Here is a 13783-nt window from a genome sequence, read left to right on the forward strand (position 1 = left end):
TAACGGTTGATCCACTCGCCGATGAGCAGACCCAGAACCGCGAAGGTCGCGCCGAACGGGAGACGGAAGTTCTCCCAAAGGAACGCCTGAGCCGCAGCCGCGAAGGTCACGCCCAGGATCGGGATGACCGTCGGCCACATACGACGGTCTTTCCAGTCGACCCAGAAGTCCCAGTCGCCGGCCGTCAGCATGAAGTGAATATGATAGCCGCCCAGCACTGCCAGAAACAGCAGCGTCAGAATCAGCCAATCGGAGGTCTTAACGCATCCCGCCGCTTCCGCGACAGAATGGAAAGGCCCGATAGCCCCCCCGCTCTTCGATGTAGACATCACTCTTCTCCTTGGTGTCTGTCCGCCCGGCGTCTTCGCGCCGGCGTCTCGAGACCTGCCTCCGGCTCTCTCGCGCCGGATTGTCCTTAAAGCTTGCGTCCCCGGCGCCCGCCCTCTCCCCCCGCTCCCCGAGACCCCGTCCGAACCGCCGCAGCGCGGCCGTCCGAACGAAGCCTTCGTTCCGAGAGCATTCGGAAATTTCATTCGCCGGAGGCGGCCGTCCGCAGAGCGGGCGGCCGAGTGTCAGGCTTCGATCAGCCGATCAGCGCCGCAACGCCGTCCTTGCCCAGCAGGCGCTTCACGCCGGCCAGGATCTGAAGGACGACACCGAACACGCCCAGCGCCATCCAGCCGAAGAACACGAAGCCCCAATGCAGCGGAGCGACGAACAGCTCTTCCATGAACCAGAAGGTGTGGCCCCACTCGTTCAGGCCGACGTTCGGGATGATCATGAACGGGCCGATGGCCACGATCAGGAACGCCAGCGAATAGCCGTGCGCGAAGAACGGAATGCGGGTCTTGGCGTAGAAGAACGAGCCGACGCCGAAGATCGAGTAGATCGGGTAGCTGAGATAGAACTCGATGATGTGCGACGGCGTGAAGTCCGTGTCGCGAATCACGGTCATATGCCAGGTGCCGTCCTGCTCCGTGAAGAAGCTGGCGCCCCAGTAGATGGCCACCGAGTAGACCGTCAGCCACTGCAGCAGCACGACGTGACGGCGAAGCTCCTCACGCGGAGAAACCGCGTCGACATTGCGGTCGCGGGTCTTCCACAGATAGCCGGCGAGGCCCAGACCGGCCACGAGCTCCAGCGGAATTTCCGTCCACAGCATCGTCAGCCAATAGGTCTGGAACTCGGGAGCGAACGAGTCGAGGCCCGCGCGCCAGCCGAAGATCTGCTCATAGATGCGGATGAAGAGGTAGAAAACATTGAGGACGGCCACGCCGATCCACATGCCCTTCAGGTCCACGATGGCATCTGAGCCGGCGGCTGCGCCGGCCGATGTCTCTGTCGTTACGCTCATCTCAATTCCTCCTAAGTGCTCCCAGGGATTCTCGAAGCGATCTCGCCGCGTCCCGCCTCCCTGCTCGGCACGCGCCTTCGTCTCCAACGGTTGATTGTCGTTGCCACGGCCTCGCCCTCGGCGCGCCGCTCTCCCGACCTCCCGTTCTCACCGCCTGACGACCCCTTAAAAAGGACCCGCCGACGGCGTTCTTCTTCTTTGCTCGGAGACGAATTTTTCTCGAAACCGCCGCGCGAAACGAAAGCCCCAGACCCCCGGCGCCTCCCAGCGCCAAAACATCCAAAACGCCCTCGTCCGGCGAGCCGCAACCATTTCCGTTCCGCCTCGTAATGACAATATCCAATAGGGTGGGTCAAAATAATCTATAGAATGGTATCGAGCACGCTATCGGGCAGTTTATGCGGCGCCGCACTTTCGGGCGCTCCCACCCGCGGCGCTTGTCGCCGGAGCCGCACTATCCGCATATAAATCCTTTTAATTCAGCATTTATAAATTTCAGCAACGCCTATAGATCAGGCGCCACAGCCTCGGATGGCCCTCCCCGTCCAGGCTGTGACAGAATGACTTGAGCCGCGGCGCGGCGCCCGTCAGCGGGCGGCTCTCGCCGGCTCGGAAGCCACAGCGTCCAACGCATTGCGCAGGTCCGCGGCGCCCTTGTCGCGCGCGGTGAGCGGCGCCAATCCGAAGCGCGTCTCGATCGTCGCCAGAATCGACGACGTGTCATAGCTCGTGTGGTCGACGAATCCCTTTTTCGCGAAGGGCGAGAGGATCAGCGTCGGCACGCGCGTTCCGGGACCGAAGCGGTCGATCTGCGGCGGCGCGACATGATCCCAGGCGCCGCCATTCTCGTCGGCGGTGACGATGACCAGCATGTCTTTCCAATTTGGACTGCGCCGCAGCCGCGCGACGACGTCGGCGAGATGGACGTCGCCGGTTTTCAGATCGGCGTAATTGGGATGCTCGTTGAACTTGCCGACCGGCTTGTAGAAGGACACTGCGGGCAGCGTCCCCGCCTCCGCCGCCGCGAAGAAATCGTCGGCGTCCTTCAAATGCTGCTCGCGCGCCGGCGTTCCGGGCGCGAAATTGGCGAAATAGAGGAAGGGCTGGTGATGCGTCTGGAAATATTCCGGCGCCTCGCGCTGGCGGATGCGCCCGGCCCGCATGTCGTTCCAGCCGCCGGCGTACCACGCCCATGAGACGCCTTGCTCGGAAAGGCGATCGCCGATCGTCGGCTGCGTCTGCGGCGGCAGGCCGACGCCCGACGGGGATTCGAGCGGCGAGAGCGGGGTCGGCGGCTGCATCGTGCTGATCACGAAGCCGTCGCTGGTCACGGGCCCGGACTTTTTGTAGCGCGGCGGGCCGATGCGCGCGCTCTTCGGCGAATCCGGCGCGCGGGCCAGAAGGCCGGTCGCCTCATCGACCTCGGCGATCAGCGACGGCGGCGCCGAAGGAAAGGTCGGCGCGCAGGCGCAGACGAGGAACATGTGATTGACGAAGGAGCCGCCGAAGAAGCCGTGGAAGAAATGATCGGCAAGCGTGAACTCCTGCGCGAGCCGCCATTGCGCCAGCGAGCGGCCGTCGTAATAGCCCATCACCAGGCCGCCGGCGCCGGAAACGGCGGCGAAGCGATCCATCTTGCCGCCGTCGATCTGCTCCTTCTCCTGGAAGAAGTCGTGCGTCAGATCGGGCGTCTTCTCGGCATTGGGCAGAAAAGCGTCGATCGCGAAAGGCGCATTGGGAAGAACCGCGGGAAAGCGGGAGTCGACGCCCTTCTCGCCACGGATCGGCGGCAGCTCGCCGAAAGGCCTGCCGTCTACATCGACCTGGACGAAACGCTCCGCGCCTATGCCGAGCCCATCGGCGCCGGGATAAAGGCCGAAGACATTATCGAAGCTACGATTCTCCGTGTAGATCACGACGATATGGCCGATGTCGGCGAAAGGGTTGCGCGCCTCCGCCGTCGCGGGGCCGGAAAGGCCGAAGAGCAGCGGCAAGAGCGCCGCTCCGGCGAAAATTCGCGATCGTGTCGAAATGCGTGCCTGTGTCCAAACGCGTGAGCGATCCATGGCGCGGCTCCAGTCTCGATAGCCTCGTCGAAGGCGTGATGGGCGAAGGTAGAATGCCACGCGCCATAGAAAAAGCCTCCGCGCGGCGATGCGCGGAGGCTCTTCGATGCGTCGGGCGAGAAGCGGCTCAGTGAGCGTGCTTCGCGGCGAGCTCTTGCTGCGGCTGAGGCGTCGCATTGGTGCGGCCCGGCAGGACCGGATATTCGACCTTGGGCTGATCGCCGGTCAGCGCGCCGAGGAAGGCGACGATGGCCGTGGTCTCGTCCGGCGCCAGCTCGAGGCCGAGCTGCGATTTCGCCATGACATTGACCGCCTCCTCCAGAGTCCACACCTGGCCGGTGTGGAAGTAGGGAGCGCGCAGCGCCACATTGCGCAGCGGCGCGACGCGGAAGGAGAAGACGTCCGCCGGGCTCTTGGTGACGTTGAAACGGCCCTTGTCCGCTTCCGGCAGAATGGCCGCCGCGGGCTTCTCCACCGCGCCGAACTGCGTGTAGCCGCCGCCGCCGGCGTTCACGCCGTCGTGGCAGCCGCCACAGCCCTTGTCGAGGAAGAGCCGCAGGCCCTTCTTCTGCGTCGCGTCCAGCGCCGCCTCGTCGCCGCCGAGGAATTTGTCGAGGCGCGAATTGGGCGTCACCAGAGTCGATTCGAAGGCCTCGATCGCCTTGGCGAAATTGTCGAAGCTCGCCGGCTTGTTGTCGCCGGGGAAGGCCTTCTGGAAGGAGGCGACATAGGCCGGAATGCTGTTCAGCGTCGCCTCGACATTGGCGGGCGTGTTGTTCATCTCGACGCCGGCCTGCACCGGGCCCTTGGCCTGGGCTTTCAGATCCTCGGCGCGGCCGTCCCAGAACTGGGCGACGTTGAACACGGCGTTGAGAACGGTCGGCGCGCGGCGCGGACCCTTCTGCCAGCCATGGCCGATGGAGGTCGAGCCGGCGTCGACGCCGCCGAGGCTCAGATTATGGCACGAGTTGCAGCTGATGAGCTGGCTCGAGGAAATGCGCGGATCGAAGAACAGCTGCTTGCCGAGCTCGATCTTGGCAGGTGTGACGTCGTTGTTCTTGACCGCCTTTGTGGCCGCGGCCGGGGTGATCGGCTTGAAAACGGCGTTGGCGTCCGACCGCAGATCGCCAGCGACCGCGGCGAAAGGGACCAGCGCCAGCGCGCTCAGCGCAGCGATGAATGCTCGTGACATTTTCCCAGGGCTCCTCCGATGGGGATCGAGCTTGCGCTGCGAACAGCCGAGGCCCGAACCGCCGCCCGCCTACCACAAGCTGGGCTCACGGGCAAAGGCGATAATGCGCCAAAATGGGAGAAATCATGTAATTGCAACTATAGCTCGACGATTTTCCCGGTCATGTCGAATTGATGACGCCGACCTGCGCTCAGATGATTTTCTTGCGCTCGGCAATGGCAATATTTGTTGCGCCGCACAGCCGATGTTACTGGCGAAGGCCAAGACAAAAACATGCGCTCGGGCGCGAGGCGCCTTGCCGATGAGACAAATTCCAGGCAGGATCATGACCATCGCGCCGAGAAAAGAAGCGGCTCCTATCCGACAGGCGCGACGGGGAGGAAGACATGGCCGTGCGCAAGCGCGCCGCGACGACGCTCGCGGCAATGCTCAGTCTTTCGGGGCTCGGTTTCGCGGGAGTCGGCGTCGCCGAGCCGCTGGGGCTTCCCCCGGTGACAATCCCGCAGGACAATCCGCAGACGGCGGACAAGATCGCGCTGGGCAATCGCCTGTTCCACGATCTGCGCTTCTCCTCGGACGGCGCGGTCGCCTGCGCCACCTGCCACAAGGACGATCACGCCTTCACCGACAGCCCGCTGCGCACATCCGAGGGCGTCGGCAAGAAGACCGGGACGCGCAACGCCCCGACGGTGATAAACGCGGCCTATTTCACCTCCTTTTTCTGGGACGGCCGCTCGCCAACGCTCGAGGATCAGTCGCAGCATCCCTTCCTCAATCCGGTCGAGATGGGCCTGCCGACACATGAGCCCATTCTGCTCATCGCGCGGTCCGACCCCTTCTATGTCGAGCTGTTCAAAAAGGCCTTCGGCAAGACCGGCGACGGCGTGACGATGGAGGAGGTGAAGAAGGCCATCGCCGCCTATGAGCGCACCATTATTTCCGGCGATTCGCCTTTCGACCGCTGGCGCTTCGGCAATGAGGAGAATGCGATATCGGAGGCCGCCAAGCGCGGCTTCGAGGTGTTCGTCGGCCAGGGCCGCTGCGTCTCCTGCCATGTGATCGAGCAGACTCAGGCTCTGTTCACCGATAATCGCTTCCACAATATCGGCGTCGGCATCAATCGGGCGCAATTCGACGTGCCTCGTCTCTCCGCTGAATTCCTGACCGCCAAGGCGAAAGGCGCGGACGTCGACAAGGCCGTGCTGACCGATCCCAAAACCTCCGAGCTCGGCCGCTTCGCCGTCACCGATCAGTTCGACGTGATCGGCGCCTTCAAGACGCCCACCCTGCGCAATGTGGCGGTGACAGCGCCCTATATGCACGACGGCTCGCTGAAGACGCTGAAGGATGTCGTCAAGCACTATAATAATGGCGGACGCAGCGAGGGCGATCCGGCCCAGGTCAACGACTATCTCTCCGGCGGCATTCGTCCTCTCAATCTCTCCGAGCAGCAGATGGACGAACTCGTCGCCTTCATGGAAACGCTCACCACGCCGGCCTATTTCGGCGCCAAAACGAGATGAGCGCGCCGCGCCACGCGGTCACGACAAGGGAGCCGAGCAGATGAGCGAATTCGTCACCAGGCGCAGCGTGCTGGCGGGAGCCGGCGCCGGCGCGGCGCTGACCACTCTGCCGATCAGCATGGTCACGCTCGCCTTCGGCGGGGAGCGCGAGGATTTCACCTTCACCTATATTTCCGACGCGCATATTCAGCAGATCAAGGGCGCGAGCTTCGTGCGCAATTGGGATCAGGGGCTGAAGCGCGCCGTCGCCGAGGCCAATCTGGTGAAGCCGGAATCGGATTTCGTCATCTTCGGCGGCGATCTCGCCCAGCTCGGCAAGCGCGAGGAGCTGGACCACGGGGCCGAAATTCTCTCCAAGCTGAAGGGCAAGCTGCACGCCGTCATGGGCGAGCACGATTATTATCTCGATCTCGGCGATTATTGGAGCAAGCTCTACGGCCCGCATTATTACAGCTTCGACCATAAGGGCGTGCATTTCATCGTGCTGAACTCGATTTTGACGAGCGAGCAATGGACCTTCCATCGCTGGCCGACGGCCGAGCAGCGCATGCTGGAGATGGCGGGCCTCGACAATCCGAACGGCTCGCCCTTCATGGTCGGCGACAAGCAGCGCAAATGGCTCGCCAGTGATCTCGCCAAGCTGGACAAGAAGACGCCGATCGTCGTCTTCTCCCATTCGCCGCTGCAGAAGATCTACAAGGGCTGGAATTTCTGGACCGACGACGCCGAGGATGTGCAGGCGCTGCTCGCGCCTTTCGACAGCGTCAACGTCATCTACGGCCACGTCCATCAGATCCAATATAATCAGATCGGCAACATCAGCTTCAATTCGGTGATGGCCACCGCCTGGCCCTGGCCCTATCCGCAGAGCTATGCGCAGGCCGAGAGCCATCTGCCCGTGCTCACCATTCCGATGAACCGCGCCGATCCTTTCTTCGAGCGCGACGCCACCGGCTGGCAGCTGATCGACATAGGCTCGGGCCGCGTCACCGCGCGCTATCAGCTCTGGGACAATGACCAGCGCACCGTCGCCTTCGACCACAAGGCCGGGCATCCGGTCGATGTCGCCTATCAGGAGCCGACGCAGCGCCGTCTGCCGCAGACTCATTATTGATCGGAGTTCGCCATGCTTCGCTCGACCTTGCTCCTCGCTTTCAGTCTCGCCGCCTTCGGCGCGACGACCGCGCGCGCCGATGAGTTCACCAAGACCGACGTCGAGCGCTATCAAAAGGAATTCGAGCAGGTGGCCGCCAAGGGCCGCGAATTATGGACGAGCGGCGCGCTCGGGACCAATGGCGTCGCCTGCGCGCAATGCCACCCCAACGCCGCCAACACCCATCCCGAGACCTATCCCAAGTTCCAGAAGCAGCTCGGCAAGGTCGCGCAGCTTTTCGAAATGGCGAATTGGTGCATTCGCAATCCGCTGCAAGGCGCCAATCTCGCGCCCGACGATCCGCGCATGACGGCGCTCGTCTCCTACATCACTTTCGAGCGGCGCGGCGTGAAGCTCGCGCCGGGCCAGCACTAGGAAATTCGCCATGCGAAAAAGCTTTGCTCTCGTCCTGCCCGCTCTGCTGATCGCCGGCTCCGCCTGGGCGGCCGCGAGCGACCAGCCCGGCGCCGATGCGCAGAATTTGGCGGGCGCCGCCCCGGCTCAGGCGACGGTCGCGCCCTCCCCTTGCGCGGGCTGCGCCGGTCACGATTGCGCCAATTGCCCGCTGGCCCTCGCCGCAGCGCAGGAGACCGGCGCGGCGCAACCGCCGGCCCCGATCCGCTGCAATATCGACTGATTACGCGCTGTGCCGAATGATTCGGCGCATGACGACGCTCACTCGTCGATGCTCCAGCTCGCGACCTCGCGCCCATCGCCGTCCAATATGCGGAAGCCATGCGGCAGCGGCTTATGCTTGCGCTGGACGATCACATTCGAGAACAGCGACTTGGCGTGAGTGACCGCCTTGCGCACGTCGCTGATGTCGGTGTTCATCCGATCGATGACCTGCGCGGTCATTCCCTCTGGAGCGACGCCGACGAATTCGATGACGAGCATGGGAGCCTCCCGGGTCAGAACCAGGAGGTCGGGCGCGCAAGGGGCTCCGTCAAGGCGCGCTGCGGTCCGCCCTCAGCCCAGCGACATCTTCTCCCCGAACAGCTTGCGATATTCGCCGAGCGCATAGCGGTCGGTCATTCCGGCGATGTAATCGGCGACATGGCGGGCGCGGGCGGCGCCCTCCTCGGCGCGGGCGAGCTCGGCCCATTCCGGCGGCATTTGCGCCGGATCGTCGAAATAGACCGGGAAAAGCCGCGAGATCACCTGCTCGGCGCGCTCCCAGACGCCCACGACTTTCTCGTGCCGATACATTTTGGGGAAGAGAAAGGCCTTGATCGACCGATCCGCCTCGGCCATGGGCGGCGAGAAGGCGATCGTCGCCACGCCGGCGCCGCGGACATCCTCCACGCTTTTCGCCCCGACGAGGCGCAGACGCTTCTCCGACTGAATGATGGCGTCCTCGACGAAGCGGGTGATGACCCGCCGGCCGAGCTCGTGAATGACGCGCGTGCGCTCCAGCGCGCCATAGACGGCGCGAATCTCGTCCAGCATCACGCCGATGAAGGGGACGGCCTCGATATCCTCGAGCGAGAACAGGCCGGCGCGCAACCCGTCGTCTATGTCATGGGCGTCATAGGCGATATCGTCGGCGAGCGCGGCCGCCTGCGCCTCCGGCCCGGCGAATGTGTCCAGCTCGAGCGGAAACAGCGCGTCGAACTCCGCCACATAGGGGGCGAGCGCGCGATTGGCGCGCGGGCCGCGCAACGGGCCATTGTGCTTGACGAGGCCTTCCAGCGTCTCGAAGGTGAGGTCCAGCCCATCGTAGCGGGCGTAGCGGCGCTCGAGCAGAGTGACGACGCGCAAAGCCTGCGCGTTGTGATCGAAGCCGCCATAAGCCTCCATGCAGCGCTGCAGCGCATGCTCCCCGGCATGGCCGAAGGGCGTATGACCGAGGTCATGGGCGAGCGCCACCGCCTCGGCGAGGTCCTCGTCCAGCGCCAGAGCGCGGGCGAGCGCGCGGGCGATCTGCCCCACTTCTATCGTATGGGTCAGCCGCGTGCGGAAATGGTCGCCGTCCAGCGGCACGAAGACCTGCGTCTTATGCGCGAGGCGGCGAAAGGCCGTCGAATGGATGATGCGGTCGCGGTCGCGCTGGAACTCGCTGCGCGTGGGCGAGACCGATTCGGGAAAGAGGCGCCCGCGCGACGCCGAAGGGTCGCTGGCGCAGGGGGCGCGGCCACGGACGCCGGGATCTTCGATCGCCAATCGTCTCTCCTGTCATTGCAAGGTCACGCGGGCGGCCATATTTTCGCTTCGCATATCCCGCCCGCCCCGGGGAGCGCAAGCGACGAGGCCGGCGAGACAAAAGCCAAAAAAGAGGAAGGCGCGCCCAAATGACCGATACGGCGACGATTGCGAAGATCGAAATGAGCGAGCGCGCGGCCAAGCGCATTCACGCCATTCTCGCCGGCGAGGCCGAAGCGAAGGCGCTGCGGCTTTCGGTCGACGGCGGCGGCTGCTCCGGCCTGCAATACGCCTATACAGTCGAGACCGAGCCCAAGGCCGACGATATCGTCGTCGAGCGCGACGGGGCGCGGCTCGTCGTCGATTCGATCTCCGCCGCCTATATCGCCGGCGCGCGCGTCGATTATGTCGAGGATCTGATGGGCCAGTCCTTCCGCGTCGAGAATCCCAACGCGACCGCCTCCTGCGGCTGCGGCTCCAGCTTCTCGGTCTGACGGCGCACCTCCTCCGCCTCCTCCTGTCGGAGCCCTCGCTTGCAGTCTCTATTTATCGGCCATTCCTATATCGACGTGACCATGCGCACGCAGGTCATGCCCAAGGGCGACGAGAAGGATGTGGCGGAGGATTACGCCGTCTCCTTCGGCGGCAACGCCGTGACCGCCGCCTTCGCCTGCTCCAAGCTGATCGGCGACGGCGTCGATCTGCTGACGCAGCTCGCGCCCGACTGGCTCGGCCATATGTTCATGGACATGGCCGCGACCTATGGGGTGCGCGTGCATCCGCGCCGGGTGCGCCGCTCCTCGCTGTCCTTCGTGCTGCCCAAGGACGGCAAGCGGGCGATTCTGCGCGCCCGCGACAATAATTTCCTCGAGGACTTCCCGCGTCTCGATCTGACCGGGGTGCGCGCCCTGCACAGCGACGGGCATATCGCCGACGCCGCTCTCCATTACGCGCGCGCCTGCCGCGAATCGGGCGCGCTGACCTCGCTGGACGGCGGCGCGCTGCGGCCGGGAATCACCGATCTGCTGGAGTTCATCGACGTCGCCATCGTCGCCGAGCGGCTCTGCGAGCAGATGACGCTCTCGGAGGCCGATATGCTGGCCTTTTTGAAGAGCAAGGGCTGCCGCATCGGCGGCGTCACCAATGGCGAGCGCGGAATGCTCTGGTACGACGAGAATGGCGAGGTGCAGCGCCTGCCCTCGCTCCCCGTGCCGGCGGAGCGCATCGTCGATACGTCCGGCGCGGGCGATGTGTTCCACGGCGCCTATGTGGCGTCCTATCTCCAGCGGCCGGAAGCGCCCTGGCGCGAGCACTTCCGCTTCGCGCGCGCGGCTTCCGGCTACAAGATTCAGCACCTCGGCAATGAGGCGGGCCTGCCGTCCCAGAATGACATAGTAGCGACACTCGCGCTTTTTCCCCCTGCCGATTGAATGGCTTGTGGGCGACGCGAAAGAAATCGAGAAAGGCGGCGAACAGGGCTTGGCAAGAGTGCTTAGAGCTTGCTATATGCCCGCCACCGTTCCCCGATAGCTCAGCCGGTAGAGCAAGCGACTGTTAATCGCTGGGTCGCAGGTTCGAGTCCTGCTCGGGGAGCCAGCCGCCTTTTTTCACGCATCCGCGGCAGTCCGCCAGCGTCCGGCAAAGGCCGCAATCACCCACAAAAATCAAGCGATTGGCCGCGATAGGCCAGATTTTCCGTCCGCTTTGGTCCGGTTCGATGCGGTAGCATCCGCGCCGCTTTGTTGTTATCCGGTTGGTATGCGGCCGAGGCCGCCCCGCCATACCAACAAAGCCGCCGCCCATGCCGCTTTCTGATGCGCTCGCCCGCGCTGCCAAGCCAAAAGACGGAAAACTCACGAAATTCTCGGACGGCTACGGCCTGCAGCTCTGGGCGCATCCTAGCGGCGTTCGAAGCTGGCATGTCGCCTATCGATTCGGCGGTCGACAGCGAAGCGTGACGCTCGGCGACTATCCCGAGCTATCGCTCAAGGATGCGCGGGAGCGCGCCCGCGACATTCGCCGGCGCGTCGCCGCCGGCGACGATCCGAGCCCGCACGCTCCCGCGCCGGCTGCGGCCCCTGCGCTGGCCGCCGCGACCTTCGGCGCGATCAAGGCCGATTGGCTCGCCAAGGTCGAGCGCGAAGGCAAGGCGGACGCGACCCGCCAAAAGGCGGTTTGGCTCGCCGGCCTGCTCGGCCCGCTCGACTCGCGGCCGATCGCCGAGATCAAAGCGCCGGAAATTCTCGAAATCCTCAAGCCGATCGAAGCCGCCGGCCATCTCGAGACGGTCCGCCGCCTGCGGTCGACCGCCTCGCGCATCTTCCGCTATGCCGCGGCGCTCGGGGCGGTCGAGCATGATCCGGCGGCGCTCCTGCATGGCGCCGTCGCCGCTCCGAAGCCCGTCCATCGCGCCGCCATCCTCGACCCGAAGGCCTTCGGCGCGTTGCTGCGCGCGATCGACGCCTATGAGGGCCGGGCAAGCCAAGTCCGCGAGGCGCTGCAATTGCTTGCCCTCACGGCCGCTCGGCCGGGCGAGCTGCGGCTCGCCCAATGGGAGGGCGAGTTCGATCTCGACGCGGGTGTGTGGACGGTCCCCGCCAATCGAATGAAAATGCGCGAGCCCCATAAAGCGCCTCTCGCGCGCCAGGCGGTCGAGATACTTCGCCGGCTGAAAAAGCAAGACGGGCTCGCACGCCCCGCCTCGCCCTTCCTCTTCCCGAGCCCGCGGCCTGGGCGTCCCCTCTCGGAAAACGCCTTCAATGTCGCGCTGCGCGCCATGGGCTTCGGCAAGGAAGATATCTCGGCCCATGGCTTCCGGTCGACGTTCTCGACCATGGCGAACGAATCGGGCCTCTTCGCCTTCGACGCGGTCGAGCGGGCGCTGGCGCATCAAGACGGATCGGAAGTGCGGCGCGCCTATCATCGCGCCGATTATTTCGAGGAACGGAAGCGGCTGATGCAATGGTGGGCGGACAAGGTCGACGTGATGCGGGTCGACCGCTCCGGCGGAACGAACTGCGGTTCAGGCCCCGCCGCCGCCGGCGCCCCTGCTCTCGTTCCAAACATCGAATAACTTCTCGTCCGGCGCGCTGCCTTTCGCTTTCGCATAAGCTATCGCCCGCTCAAGTTCGTCTGTCACTGAGATACGAGGGCGCGAACGCTTGCGTTGCGCCATATAATCCTCCGCTTCCGCTAGGGTTATTGCGGAGAGATATCTATTGATACTTTTTCGAGCGCCGTCTCCCGAATGGATTTTCAATGAAACCCTAGTCGGGAGCCCGAACTCTTTTAGAAAATCCAATTGAGCATCGGTCGCAGAGCGTGGCTTCCAGCGAAGCACTTCACTAACTACCTTTTTCAGCCCGATAATTTCTAAATCTAAGCTTTCTTCTTCTACTATTTCAGGATGCTCCTTTCTTATTATCGTTGCAATTTCGGCTATGGACAGTCCATCGCTCCATAGTTTGCTGATGAACATTCTCGTTTTCGGGGCAGTGACACTCATGGCGACGCCGTTCCTCCGCGAATCGATTCAGCCACGATACCGCAGCTTCGAGTTGCAAGAGAACGGCCGAATTGGCATGATCCTGGAAATAACTCAGTACTTGCTCCGGCGAGTCTTCATTCGCGGCGAGCGCCGAAATCGCCGACTCCAGCCGATAAACGTGGTCCAGGCGACGCGACCAGTCTTTTCGGCGCTGCTTAATTGCCTTGAGCGCCTCTCGATCGGCTTTCGAAAGCGGCGGTTGTAGCGAGCCGTCAGAGGCTCTGACGCGACCGCCGAGCAACTTCCCGATCGCCGCCGCCTGCGCTTTATCCGGATAGCGCCCGTGCTTCCGCAAGAAATCGGAATAGGTGTTCTTGCCGTATTGCGCCTCGACGCCATCCGCGATTTCGCCGAAATTCCGATCGTCGAACCTGCGCTCACGTTTTGCGCTCGTCCGATCCGCGTCGACGGGTTGCAGATAGACAGGAAATTTTCGCGTTTTCATTGTTGGCCGCCGTTTGCTCACAGGAAAATAAGCGTCACGGATTGACACTTCTCTAATCTCGTTTTCGCCTGCGTCGCTCACGACGGCTTTCTCTCGTTCGGCAGGCCGTCAATCCAAGCGTCGAGGTCCGACACTTTGACGAGCGTATGCTTGCCTGATTTCTTCATCGGGATATGGCCGTCTTTCAGCAGCTCGAAAAACTTCGAGCGGCCGACGCCGATATATTTCGCCGCCTCACGTGGGTTGAGAACGGCGGGCTGAATTTGGACGAATGTGCGCGCCGTTTCCGCCGCGCTGGCGGTCCGATCGTCTCGGATGGCCGCCGATTCTTGAATAGGCATTTCGGACTCCTGCTCTGTAT

General features: G+C 63.9%; 16 protein-coding genes and 1 tRNA gene. 8 read left to right on the top strand and 9 right to left on the bottom strand.

Annotated features, from left to right (window positions below; translation table 11 throughout):
* The 4 genes from ACT53T_RS03250 to ACT53T_RS03265 form a co-directional block, all read right to left on the bottom strand.
* The coding region (locus ACT53T_RS03250) for a methane monooxygenase/ammonia monooxygenase subunit A (protein WP_476160050.1) at positions 1–329 on the bottom strand (329 nt) is incomplete at its 3' end.
* Between the two features lie 254 nt (positions 330–583).
* Positions 584–1354 (bottom strand): bacterial ammonia monooxygenase, subunit AmoC, encoded by a 771-nt coding sequence (amoC, locus tag ACT53T_RS03255; protein WP_018265151.1) that lies wholly within the window; start codon positions 1352–1354, stop codon positions 584–586.
* A gap of 587 nt (positions 1355–1941) precedes the next feature.
* Entirely contained in the window at positions 1942–3420 is a 1479-nt protein-coding gene (gene acpA, locus ACT53T_RS03260) for an acid phosphatase (RefSeq protein ID WP_476160051.1), read from the bottom strand.
* A gap of 127 nt (positions 3421–3547) precedes the next feature.
* The gene (locus tag ACT53T_RS03265) at positions 3548–4612 is read right to left on the bottom strand and encodes a cytochrome-c peroxidase (protein ID WP_018265149.1); all 1065 of its coding nucleotides are present in this window, start codon (positions 4610–4612) and stop codon (positions 3548–3550) included.
* 386 nt (positions 4613–4998) lie between these two features.
* Here ACT53T_RS03265 and ACT53T_RS03270 point away from each other — a divergent pair, with 386 nt between their 5' ends.
* Genes ACT53T_RS03270 through ACT53T_RS03285 form a run of 4 tightly spaced genes read left to right on the top strand, consistent with a single transcriptional unit; the run spans position 4999 to position 7925 of the window.
* Complete coding sequence (locus ACT53T_RS03270) at positions 4999–6135, top strand: cytochrome-c peroxidase (RefSeq protein ID WP_476160053.1); 1137 nt, start codon at positions 4999–5001, stop codon at positions 6133–6135.
* Positions 6136–6175: 40 nt separating this feature from the next.
* Complete coding sequence (locus ACT53T_RS03275; RefSeq protein WP_476160055.1) at positions 6176–7249, top strand: metallophosphoesterase family protein; 1074 nt, start codon at positions 6176–6178, stop codon at positions 7247–7249.
* Between the two features lie 12 nt (positions 7250–7261).
* A complete protein-coding gene (locus ACT53T_RS03280) occupies positions 7262–7663 on the top strand; it encodes a cytochrome c (protein ID WP_018265146.1) in 402 nt (133 codons plus the stop codon).
* Between the two features lie 10 nt (positions 7664–7673).
* Positions 7674–7925, top strand: a complete 252-nt coding sequence (locus ACT53T_RS03285) for a hypothetical protein (protein WP_476160057.1) — start codon at positions 7674–7676, stop codon at positions 7923–7925.
* A gap of 38 nt (positions 7926–7963) precedes the next feature.
* Here ACT53T_RS03285 and ACT53T_RS03290 read toward each other — a convergent pair whose 3' ends face one another.
* Both ACT53T_RS03290 and ACT53T_RS03295 read right to left on the bottom strand, forming a co-directional pair.
* Positions 7964–8185 (bottom strand): hypothetical protein, encoded by a 222-nt coding sequence (locus tag ACT53T_RS03290; RefSeq protein WP_018265144.1) that lies wholly within the window; start codon positions 8183–8185, stop codon positions 7964–7966.
* A gap of 72 nt (positions 8186–8257) precedes the next feature.
* Positions 8258–9451, bottom strand: a complete 1194-nt coding sequence (locus ACT53T_RS03295) for a deoxyguanosinetriphosphate triphosphohydrolase (RefSeq protein ID WP_476160059.1) — start codon at positions 9449–9451, stop codon at positions 8258–8260.
* A 128-nt stretch (positions 9452–9579) separates the two neighbouring features.
* Here ACT53T_RS03295 and erpA point away from each other — a divergent pair, with 128 nt between their 5' ends.
* The 4 genes from erpA (at position 9580) to ACT53T_RS03315 (ending at position 12503) form a co-directional block, all read left to right on the top strand.
* Complete coding sequence (gene erpA / locus ACT53T_RS03300; RefSeq protein WP_018265141.1) at positions 9580–9924, top strand: iron-sulfur cluster insertion protein ErpA; 345 nt, start codon at positions 9580–9582, stop codon at positions 9922–9924.
* Between the two features lie 39 nt (positions 9925–9963).
* On the top strand, positions 9964–10860 hold the full coding sequence (locus tag ACT53T_RS03305) for a PfkB family carbohydrate kinase (RefSeq protein ID WP_476160060.1): 897 nt from the start codon (positions 9964–9966) through the stop codon (positions 10858–10860).
* 90 nt (positions 10861–10950) lie between these two features.
* A tRNA-Asn gene (locus ACT53T_RS03310) sits at positions 10951–11026 on the top strand.
* 205 nt (positions 11027–11231) lie between these two features.
* Positions 11232–12503, top strand: coding sequence for a tyrosine-type recombinase/integrase (locus ACT53T_RS03315; protein WP_476160061.1), 1272 nt, complete (start codon positions 11232–11234; stop codon positions 12501–12503).
* Here the strand turns inward: ACT53T_RS03315 and ACT53T_RS03320 are convergent.
* From ACT53T_RS03320 to ACT53T_RS03330, 3 genes are read right to left on the bottom strand one after another with little or no spacing between them, the layout of a single operon-like run.
* Complete coding sequence (locus tag ACT53T_RS03320; RefSeq protein ID WP_476160062.1) at positions 12453–12908, bottom strand: hypothetical protein; 456 nt, start codon at positions 12906–12908, stop codon at positions 12453–12455. The genes ACT53T_RS03315 and ACT53T_RS03320 overlap by 51 nt on opposite strands.
* Complete coding sequence (locus tag ACT53T_RS03325; protein ID WP_476160063.1) at positions 12832–13503, bottom strand: RING finger protein; 672 nt, start codon at positions 13501–13503, stop codon at positions 12832–12834. Before ACT53T_RS03325 ends, ACT53T_RS03320 begins: the two co-directional genes overlap by 77 nt.
* Positions 13500–13763, bottom strand: a complete 264-nt coding sequence (locus ACT53T_RS03330) for an excisionase family DNA-binding protein (RefSeq protein WP_476160064.1) — start codon at positions 13761–13763, stop codon at positions 13500–13502. Before ACT53T_RS03330 ends, ACT53T_RS03325 begins: the two co-directional genes overlap by 4 nt.
* Between the last annotated feature and the right edge of the window lie 20 nt (positions 13764–13783).

The organism is Methylosinus sp. DMC45 (genome assembly GCF_056313885.1).

What these genes read in the sequence shown, in the direction of transcription:
- ACT53T_RS03275 (WP_476160055.1), top strand. Translation starts at nt 6,176, where the DNA reads ATGAGCGAATTCGTCACCAGGCGCAGCGTGCTGGCGGGAGCCGGCGCC.
- ACT53T_RS03285 (WP_476160057.1), top strand. Translation starts at nt 7,674, where the DNA reads ATGCGAAAAAGCTTTGCTCTCGTCCTGCCCGCTCTGCTGATCGCCGGC.
- ACT53T_RS03315 (WP_476160061.1), top strand. Translation starts at nt 11,232, where the DNA reads ATGCCGCTTTCTGATGCGCTCGCCCGCGCTGCCAAGCCAAAAGACGGA.
- ACT53T_RS03265 (WP_018265149.1), bottom strand. Translation starts at nt 4,612, where the DNA reads ATGTCACGAGCATTCATCGCTGCGCTGAGCGCGCTGGCGCTGGTCCCT.
- ACT53T_RS03320 (WP_476160062.1), bottom strand. Translation starts at nt 12,908, where the DNA reads ATGTTCATCAGCAAACTATGGAGCGATGGACTGTCCATAGCCGAAATT.
- erpA (WP_018265141.1), top strand. Translation starts at nt 9,580, where the DNA reads ATGACCGATACGGCGACGATTGCGAAGATCGAAATGAGCGAGCGCGCG.
- ACT53T_RS03330 (WP_476160064.1), bottom strand. Translation starts at nt 13,763, where the DNA reads ATGCCTATTCAAGAATCGGCGGCCATCCGAGACGATCGGACCGCCAGC.
- amoC (WP_018265151.1), bottom strand. Translation starts at nt 1,354, where the DNA reads ATGAGCGTAACGACAGAGACATCGGCCGGCGCAGCCGCCGGCTCAGAT.
- acpA (WP_476160051.1), bottom strand. Translation starts at nt 3,420, where the DNA reads ATGGATCGCTCACGCGTTTGGACACAGGCACGCATTTCGACACGATCG.
- ACT53T_RS03270 (WP_476160053.1), top strand. Translation starts at nt 4,999, where the DNA reads ATGGCCGTGCGCAAGCGCGCCGCGACGACGCTCGCGGCAATGCTCAGT.
- ACT53T_RS03290 (WP_018265144.1), bottom strand. Translation starts at nt 8,185, where the DNA reads ATGCTCGTCATCGAATTCGTCGGCGTCGCTCCAGAGGGAATGACCGCG.
- ACT53T_RS03280 (WP_018265146.1), top strand. Translation starts at nt 7,262, where the DNA reads ATGCTTCGCTCGACCTTGCTCCTCGCTTTCAGTCTCGCCGCCTTCGGC.